Source organism: Dietzia sp. DQ11-71, from assembly GCF_014144995.1.
Taxonomy (GTDB): domain Bacteria; phylum Actinomycetota; class Actinomycetes; order Mycobacteriales; family Mycobacteriaceae; genus Dietzia; species Dietzia kunjamensis.
Window position 1 is genome coordinate 1 of record NZ_JAALDT010000278.1, and the last position, 8,558, is coordinate 8,558.

The following is an 8,558-nucleotide window of genomic DNA, read 5'->3' on the forward strand; positions in this document are numbered from 1 at the left end:
TGGGCCGGCCGCTGACCGGGGTGGTTCGTCGCCGGCGCCGTCGCCGTGCTCAGGGAGCGATCGGGAGGGCCTGTCCGGCCATGTCGGCCACCGCCCGGTACGCCATGGTCATCCCGGACCCCAGGGGCACACCCGGCCCCGGGTAGGCCTCACCGGAGACCGACGCGGACGAGTTGCCGGCGGCGTAGAGACCCGGGATGGGACGTCCGTCCGCGTCGAGCGCGGCGCCGTTCGCGTCGATCACCGCACCGCCCTTGGTGCCGAGGTCGCCGAGGACGAGTCGGACGGCGTGGAATCGCTCGCCGCCGACCGGTCGCAGGCACTGATCGGCCGTGGCGGCACCCAGGAAGAACCGCCCGTACGGGTCCTCGCCGCGGGCGAAGTCGGCGTCGCGGCCCTGCTCGGCGAAGCCGTTGAACCGGTCCACGCTCTCGCGCAACGCGGCGGGATCGAGTCCGGTGGCCTCGGCCAGTTCCTCGACGGATCCCGCGGTGTGCCACAGGCCGGCACCGCGCAACGCGTCGGGCTCGGGTGCGGGGATACAGATGGCCGGGTAGCCGCCGGCCTCGGCGTCGTCGAACACCAGCCAGAAGTCGTCACCGGCCCCGTCGGCCATGCGGGCGTGCATCCTGCGCCCCATCTGGTCGTACGGCAGCAGTTCGTTGGCGAAGCGCCGGCCGGTGCCGTCGACGATGATCCCGGAGCGGAAGCCCAGGGTGAACGCGGCGTGCCCGTTGGGGAACAGCGTGGCGGGGCACCACCAGGACTGGTCGAGCAGGTCCAGCTCCGCGCCGACCTGCTCGAACATGCGGACGGCGTCTCCCGAGCCCGTGGCGGGGTGGGACGAGGACCAGTCGGCGGTGGGCATGTCCTGCCAGCGGCGGCGGAGGTCCGCCGACCGTTCGAATCCGCCGGCGGCGACCAGTACCCCACGGCGTGCGCCGAGCACCTGCCGGCCTGAGACACCGTTCACGACCACCCCGACGACTCGTCCGTCGTCATCACGGACCAGTTCCTCGGCTGCGGTGTTCAATCGTGTCTCGGCGGTGCCCATCGCGTCGAGGGCGAGCACGAGTCGCGCCACCCAGGCCCTGCCGCCCTCGAGCTTGGTGGTGTCCTCGTCCGCGCCGAACTGGTCGGCCGGAACCGGCGGACGGATGTCGGTCGCGCGGTCGCCGACCTCCTCGCCCTTGATGGGCTTGGGGTAGATGCTCCGGCCGAGTTCCTGGCGCCCCGGGGCGTCGAAGTAGTCGGGGAAGGCCTGGAAGCGGGTCGGGATGCCCAGCTCGTCCTGCAGGAACTCGACGACCTGCGGCCCGGTGTTGAGGAACGCGTCCTGGACGTCGGCGGCGGTGCGGTCCCCGACCACGGCGCGGAAGTAGGTGCGCCCCCGCTCGACGGAGTCCTCGACCCCGTCCCGGGCGAGGACGGAGTTGCCCGGGAGCCACACGGCGCCGCCGGAGTAGGCGGAGGTCCCGCCGAAGCGGTCGGTCTTCTCGATCAGGCAGGTCGACAGACCTCGGGCCGCGGCGGTCGCGGCACCGAAGAGGGCTGCCACCCCCGACCCCACGACCACCACGTCGAATTCCGCGTCGAATGTGTTGTCCTGCGCCGTCACGGCAGCCCCTCATCGTCGTCCAGCTCCGGTGGAACACGTTCCAGTTCCTGTCGTGACCCTAACACCGGCCCGGGGCGCGGCACCCTCGATCGCCGATCGGTGGGTGACGAGGGGGATGCGGTGCAGGATCTGGGTGTGACCGATCGAGACGACAGTACCGGCGCGGGCGTGGAGCACACCGAGGACGGTCGCCACATTGTGGTCGGGGGCCGGCGGTGGCGCGCGACGGACCCGTCGATCCCGGAGAAGCTCCGCTCGGAGCTCGTCAGCGCGTTGATGACCGGCCGACGGCTGGTCAAGACCGAAGGCGATGCCGCCCGGGTGATGGTGCAGGACGCCAAGGTCGCGCTCGGTGAGCGCGGAGACCCGTGGTGGGAACCCACCAGGGAAGGGACACACGTTCGCCTGGCCGCGACGATCAGGACGCTCCTGCGCTCGCGCGTGAAGGGATCGATCTGCCCATCGGACGCGGCCCGGGTGGCTGGTGGGGAACACTGGCGCGACCTGATGCCCGCCGCGAGGGAGGTCGCGTTCGAACTCCGCGAGGAGGGCGTGATCGCGGTGACCCAGCGTGGCGTGCGGGTCACCGGACGTGAGGTGACCGGGCCGATCAGGCTGATCGCCGACGACGGCCTGGAATTCACTCCGCCGACGGGGTGACGTCGCGGCGCCGGACGGGTCCGCGGGCGGGTGAGAAGGTTCGAATTCTTGTAGGCTACTCACCAGTAGGAGTACACCAACCCGACGCTCCGCTCCCCTCAACGGTGGCCTGCCACCGGAGCAGACCGTCCAACGGAAAGGCACGCACTTGCGCCGCACTGTGTTCAACGAAGACCACGAGGCCTTCCGCCAGACCCTCCGTGACTTCATCGAGTCCGAGGTGACCCCTCACTTCCAGGAGTGGTTCGAGGCCGGCATCGTCCCGCGTGAGTTCTACTACAAGCTCGCTGACCTCGGCCTGTTCGGCATCAACGTCGACGAGGAGTACGGCGGCGCGGGGATCAACTCCCACAAGTTCGAGGCCATCCAGTCCGAGGAGACCGCCCGCGCCGGTGTGAACTTCGGCGGTTCGGGTGTCCACGTGCTGCTCGGGCTCCCCTACATCAAGGCCCTGGCGACCGAGGAGCAGAAGCAGCGCTACCTGCCCAAGTTCGTCTCGGGCGAGGAGATGTGGGCGCTGGCGATGACCGAGCCCGGCACCGGGTCGGACCTGGCCGGCATGAAGAGCACCGCCAAGCTCTCGGAGGACGGCACCCACTACGTTCTCAACGGTGCCAAGACGTTCATCACCGGCGGCGTCCACGCCGACCGCGTGATCGTGGCCTGCCGTACCGCTCCCCCGCGTGAGGACGACCGCCGCTTCGGCATCTCGCTGCTCGCCGTCGACACCAAGCTCGAGGGCTACGCGGTGGGCCGCAAGCTCGACAAGGTCGGACTCAAGACCTCCGACACGGCCGAGCTGTCCTTCACCGACGTCAAGGTCCCGGTCGAGGACCTGCTCGGCGAGGAGAACCGTGGCTTCTACTACCTCGGGCAGAACCTGCCGTCCGAGCGCTGGGGCATCGCCTACGGTGCGTACGCCCAGGCCGCGGCCGCCGTGCGCTTCGCCAAGGAGTACACGCAGCAGCGCACGGTCTTCGGCAAGGAGGTGGCCTCGTTCCAGAACACCAAGTTCGAGCTGGCCGCGTGCCAGGCCAAGGTCGACGCCGCGCAGGCCGTCGCGGACCGCGCCCTCGAGGCGCTGGACGAGGGCGAGCTCACCGCCGCCGAGGCGGCCTCGGCCAAGCTGTTCTGCACCGAGGTCGCCGCCGAGGTCATCGACCGTTGCCTCCAGCTGCACGGCGGCTACGGCTTCATGAACGAGTATCCGATCGCCCGCCTGTACTCGGACAACCGCGTCAACCGCATCTACGGTGGCACCAACGAGGTCATGAAGTCCATCATCGCCAAGGACATGGGCCTGTAGGTCCCACGACCCCCTGGCTCCGTCGGGCCCCGTCCGCTCCCCGCGGACGGGGCCCGAGTCGTCCGACGGACTCCCTCTGCCCGTCAGTCCCCGGGTGCGGCCTCGTAGTCGGCGTGCCCCTCGACCCCGTATCTGTATGTGATGGGGTCGATAAAGACGTCGGGTTCGGCGGGGGGCCTCAGGGTGAACACCACGTAGGCGGCGACGATGCCCACCAGGTAGAAAACCGAGAGGACGACGACGAGGACGTCCGCCTCCAGTCCGCTGAGCAGGCACACGAAGATCACCTGGGCGAGCGCAATGCACAGGCCGAACACGGCGATGTCCACCCACAGCACATTGCGACCTGCGACGGCCTTGTAGACGAAGACCACCCCGATCATCGTCACCGGGATCGAATAGAGGGCGACAGTGGCCGCGGGCACGAAGGACGGCTGCGAGGCGCCGCCGAGCACGAAGAGGGCCGCGTACAGCACCATGGTCGGCCAGGCGGCGATCTTGATGTGCTCCCAGTAACTCTCGTTGACCGCGGCGAACACGGCCACGACCCGGTTGTGCCCGCTCCAGTCGTAGGCGAAGTGGAGCACCGAGCCGACGACGATGAGCGGGATGATCGCCCACCAACTCACCGAGACGACGGCACCCGTGTCCAACACGGTCTCATCCTCCCACCGACCGGCGCAGTCCGCCGGTCTTCCCAGGTCAGAGCCGTGTGTCGGACCTGCTTGCTAGTGTTTCCCCAATCGAACACACGGGCGATACGGGGTGCGGCACTCGCCCGCCCGAGGGGGTGCACATGCGGGAGACGACGACCGGGGATGATGCCGGAGCGGTGGCCGGCAGTCCCGCCGTCACCGCCGCCAGCTCCGCAGCCCTGGCGGCACTGCACGCCGAGAATCGCGCGGCCGCCGCCCGGCTGCGCGCCTGTCACGACCTGTGGGCCACCTGCCGCGAGGAACAGGAACTGCGCGACATCGCCGCCGGCTACGGCCCCGGCCTGGACCAACGCCCCGAACACGCCGTCATCGACCCACTGACCATCGCCACAAGTGAGATCGTCGCCGCCTACGGCGTGCACCACAACCGCGCCCGCAGCCTGCTCACCCTGGCCATCACCCTGGTCACCAAGTTCCCCTGTCTCGTCGAGGCCATGGACACCGGCCACCTCGACGAAGCCACCGCCACCCTGCTCGCACGCCACATGCGCACCGTGGACTCCCTGCACCGCGACGACGTCCACCGCGAGGTCATCGACTGGCTCCTGGCCGCCCTCGCCGCCGGCAGGCGCCCCGGACGCGACGCGATCCTGTCCCACACCGACCGCATCATCGCCGCCCACGACCCCGACGGCGTACGCCAGCGCCGCACCGCCGCGGTCCGCGAACGCCGCGTCACCCTGCGCCGCGGCCCCGACGGCATGGCCGACCTCACCGCCCACCTCACCGCCACCGAAGCCTTCGCCATCCACACCCTGCTGCAGACCAGGGCCACCGACCAACGCCACCGCGACACCCGCACCCGCGTCGAGACCACCCGCCGCCACGGCGCCGACACCCTCGACACCGACAACATCCGCAGCATGGACGAACTACGCGCCGACGCCCTCGTCACCGCCCTCCTCGGCCACCCCAACACCGACACAGACGCAGGCAGGGGCGCGGGTGCGGGTCACCGCCCGCCGGCCACCCAGATCCGCCCCACCATCACCGTGCTCGCACCCCCCGGCCCCGACGGCGAACCCGAGGTCTACCTCCCCCGAGGCGGCCCGGCCACCATCGACGCCCTCATCGAACTACTCACCCGCAGCACCGGCGCCACCATCACCGTGCCCGACACCGCACCCGGCGCCGCAGACACCCCCCACCACGCCCACCGCTACCGCATCAGCGACCGACTGGCCCACCGCATCCGCCTACGCGACGGCACCTGCCGCCACCCCGGCTGCTCCGTCCCCGCCGACGCCTGCGACATCGACCACGTCCGCCCCTTCAACCACACAGACCCCACCGCCGGCGGCCCGACCCTCGAAAACAACCTCGCCGCCATGTGCCGCAACCACCACCGCTTCAAAACCTTCCACAACTGGCACTACCAACTCGCCCCCGACGGCACCCTGACCATCACCACCGACACCGGACACACCCTCACCACCCACCCCGACGGCCCCCTCGCCCGCTGGCGCCACCACACCACCGACACCGGCACCGGGGCTGCGACCGACACCGACACCGGCAGCGACAGAGACAGAGACAGCGACATCCCACCCCCACGCCGACCCTGGCTCAACCCCCGACCACAAAGCACCCACTGGTACCGACGCGCCCTACGCCTGGCCGCCGAACGCAAAGCCAACACCATGGCCCCACCACCAGACACCCCACCCGACCACCACCACGACCCCGACCCACCACCCTTCTGACCGGCCAGGCGGGAAGGCGTCAGCGGTGCTTGAGAAGGACTGCCCGGATCCCCTCGTGGAACCCGTCTCGCAGGCGAACCCGCTGGGCTTCCGTCAGGGTGAACTCGTTGAGCATCTGGCAGGCGAACTGCAACAACGGGCGGTCGATCCCCGGGGGAAGCACGCCGCCCGAGAGGAGATGCGCCTGGTCCCGCTGACTCTCCGTGGCGGCCCGCTCGTACCACCACGTTGCGTACTGCTGACCCACGTCGAAGGGGGTCTGCTCACCGGACGAGGTCCAGACCTCGTCCGGGAGCGGTACGAACTTCGACCTCAGCGGCCGACGATGGGGAGCCATCATCGACGGGTTCGGCCGCGACGACCCATTGGGCTCCGCGCCCGGGTCCGAGGGCTTCTGGACCGAGCCCGCGAACTGCGGGGCGACCCGGGAGGACTGCGCCGGGGGCTGGGTGCCCGGGTGCGCCTCGGCGGCCTCGGGGGACGCCTCGGCCGGGCTGGGCCGCCCGGACTCCCCCGCCTTCTCGGTCTTTTCAGCTTTCTCGGCCTTCTCGGTCCTCTCGGCCTTCTCGGTCTTGTCGCTCTGCTTGGCCAACTGTGCGGGCGACGGCCCCGTGGTCTGTGAACTATCGGGCTTCGACGATGCGCCAGGCGCGGGGGACTTGCCGGCCGTCGGCGGTTCGGCTGGTTTCTGAGCGGACTCCCCGGCATCCGGCGCGGGGAACTCGGACTCGGCCCTCGCCGCGCACTCCTGCTCGTCTGCCGCCAACTCCTCCGCATCGGCCGCACGCTCCTCCTCGGCGGCCGTCAGGCGGGTCTCGTCGGCCACCGAGGTGGCCGAGGCGCGATCCGAGCGCAGGACGACGTCGGCCATCCCCACCGACTCCTCGGTCTCGTGGGCGTCCTCCCCCGGATGCACCGGAGGCGCCGTCGGGGTCCTGACCTTCGGGGGGATGGGGCCCTCGAGGACCCTGATCTGCATGGCGTCGTGAAAGTCGGTGCGGGGATCGAGCACAGTCGTGGTGTCGCAGGCGTGTCGCAGTGCAGAGGAGATCGAATCCCAGCCGAAACCGACGAGGTGCATACGGACACCGGCGTCCACGGCCACCCGCACGCCGGGGATCATGTCGGCATCCCCGGTGACCAGGACCATGTCCGAACACTGGCCCTTGTAGGCGGCCTGGATCATATCCGCGACCAGGAGGGTGTCGACCGCCTTCTGGGTTCGTCTCTCACCCCACTCGATCAACTGGCCGGCGCGCAGCTGCACGCCCTCGATCACACGGAGAGTGCGCTGATACCGGTGCGGGCCGGAGTCCGGGATGCCGTCATACCAGTTCTGGCGCTGGACCGGCTGGTCCACCAGACCGTGGGCTACATGGTCTAAACGGTGCACGACCGTGGCCAGGGATATCTCCAACTGGCCGCGCGCACCCTCCTCCCACGAGTTGTAAAAGCTAGCCAGTAGATACGAGGTATCCACGAGGACCAGAGTTCGTTCAAGCATGATGATCACTACCTGTTCTGATTGTCTACGTTGACTTCCAGCATGCCGCAGGGCGGGCGGCCCCGCAGGGTCCGCTGCCGAACCACGTCAGGAGCCCCGATGTCGCAAGCCGTCCCCACCCAGGCCGATCTGAGCGGAAGGGTCGTGCTGGTCACCGGCGCCGCACGCGGCCAGGGGCGCGCACACTGCGAGGCGTTCGCCGCCGCCGGATGTGACGTGATCGCTCTCGACCTGTGCCGGGACATCGAGACGGTCCCCTACCCGATGGCCAATCCGGAGGACCTCGAGGCCACCGCCGAGTCCGTTCGCGCGCTCGGCAGGCGCTGCATCACCGGGGAGGTCGACGTTCGGGACCTTCCCGGCATGCGTGCAGCCGTCGACGCCGCGGTGGCCGAGCTGGGCGGCCTGGACTTCGTCGTGGCCAATGCCGGGGTCTCGCCCCAGCCCGCCGCGTCCTGGGAGCGGAGCGAGGAGGAGTGGGACACGACGCTCGACATCAATCTCAAGGGCACGTGGGTGACGACGACGGTGGCGATCCCCCACATCCTGACGACCGGGCGCGGCGGCTCAGTGGTCTTGATCAGCTCGATGGTGGGACTGCGGGGCGGCTCCTTCACCGCCAGTTACGGGACGTCCAAGTGGGCCGTGCGCGGACTCGCCAAGGCCCTCGCCGGTGAGCTCGGGTTCTCAGGCGTCCGGTGCAACTCGATCCACCCCGGCAACGTCCGTACGCCGATGATCGAGAACCCCTCGATGATCGCCATGATGTCGGGCGGGCAGGGCACCACGCTCGAGGACACCGCGGAGACCTTCAGCGGCATGAACCAGATGCCGCAGCCGTGGGTCGAGCCGTCGGCGATCGCGTCCATGGCCGTCTACCTGTGCAGCGACGCGGGCGCGGGTATCACCGGCGCCTCCATCCCGATCGACCTGGGTGGCAGCGAGAAGTTCGGCCTCTGAGCCGGCGGCACGGCCGCTGCCACCACCGCCACCCACCCGGCCGACCGGATGAAACGCGGCAGCCCGCCCCTCGAGCGAGGGGCGGGCTGCC

Annotated in this window: 7 protein-coding genes; 4 read left to right on the top strand and 3 right to left on the bottom strand. The window is 70.1% G+C overall.

The window, feature by feature from the left end; genetic code table 11:
- Positions 1 to 49: 49 nt before the first annotated feature.
- Positions 50 to 1,618: an FAD-dependent oxidoreductase gene (locus G6023_RS10320; RefSeq protein WP_182635374.1), complete on the bottom strand. Its 1,569-nt coding sequence runs from the start codon at positions 1,616 to 1,618 to the stop codon at positions 50 to 52.
- 135 nt (positions 1,619 to 1,753) lie between these two features.
- Here G6023_RS10320 and G6023_RS16310 point away from each other — a divergent pair, with 135 nt between their 5' ends.
- Together G6023_RS16310 and G6023_RS10330 are read left to right on the top strand one after the other, a co-directional pair.
- Positions 1,754 to 2,278 (top strand): DUF3253 domain-containing protein, encoded by a 525-nt coding sequence (locus G6023_RS16310; protein WP_347570758.1) that lies wholly within the window; start codon positions 1,754 to 1,756, stop codon positions 2,276 to 2,278.
- A 148-nt stretch (positions 2,279 to 2,426) separates the two neighbouring features.
- Positions 2,427 to 3,584 carry an acyl-CoA dehydrogenase family protein gene (locus tag G6023_RS10330; protein WP_119192991.1) on the top strand — a complete coding sequence of 386 codons (1,158 nt, stop codon included), beginning with the start codon at positions 2,427 to 2,429 and terminating at the stop codon, positions 3,582 to 3,584.
- Positions 3,585 to 3,667: 83 nt separating this feature from the next.
- On the opposite strand, the gene G6023_RS10335 is transcribed toward G6023_RS10330, so the two are convergent.
- A complete protein-coding gene (locus G6023_RS10335) occupies positions 3,668 to 4,240 on the bottom strand; it encodes a DUF6512 family protein (protein WP_206604877.1) in 573 nt (190 codons plus the stop codon).
- Between the two features lie 140 nt (positions 4,241 to 4,380).
- Here G6023_RS10335 and G6023_RS10340 point away from each other — a divergent pair, with 140 nt between their 5' ends.
- Complete coding sequence (locus tag G6023_RS10340; RefSeq protein WP_182635375.1) at positions 4,381 to 6,003, top strand: HNH endonuclease signature motif containing protein; 1,623 nt, start codon at positions 4,381 to 4,383, stop codon at positions 6,001 to 6,003.
- Positions 6,004 to 6,022: 19 nt separating this feature from the next.
- Here G6023_RS10340 and G6023_RS10345 read toward each other — a convergent pair whose 3' ends face one another.
- Positions 6,023 to 7,507, bottom strand: a complete 1,485-nt coding sequence (locus G6023_RS10345) for an NYN domain-containing protein (RefSeq protein WP_182635377.1) — start codon at positions 7,505 to 7,507, stop codon at positions 6,023 to 6,025.
- A gap of 99 nt (positions 7,508 to 7,606) precedes the next feature.
- On the opposite strand from G6023_RS10345, the gene G6023_RS10350 reads away from it, so the two are divergent.
- Entirely contained in the window at positions 7,607 to 8,467 is an 861-nt protein-coding gene (locus tag G6023_RS10350; RefSeq protein ID WP_069390118.1) for a mycofactocin-coupled SDR family oxidoreductase, read from the top strand.
- Positions 8,468 to 8,558: the final 91 nt, after the last annotated feature.

What these genes read in the sequence shown, in the direction of transcription:
- G6023_RS10350 (WP_069390118.1), top strand. Translation starts at nt 7,607, where the DNA reads ATGTCGCAAGCCGTCCCCACCCAGGCCGATCTGAGCGGAAGGGTCGTG.
- G6023_RS10345 (WP_182635377.1), bottom strand. Translation starts at nt 7,507, where the DNA reads ATGCTTGAACGAACTCTGGTCCTCGTGGATACCTCGTATCTACTGGCT.
- G6023_RS10340 (WP_182635375.1), top strand. Translation starts at nt 4,381, where the DNA reads ATGCGGGAGACGACGACCGGGGATGATGCCGGAGCGGTGGCCGGCAGT.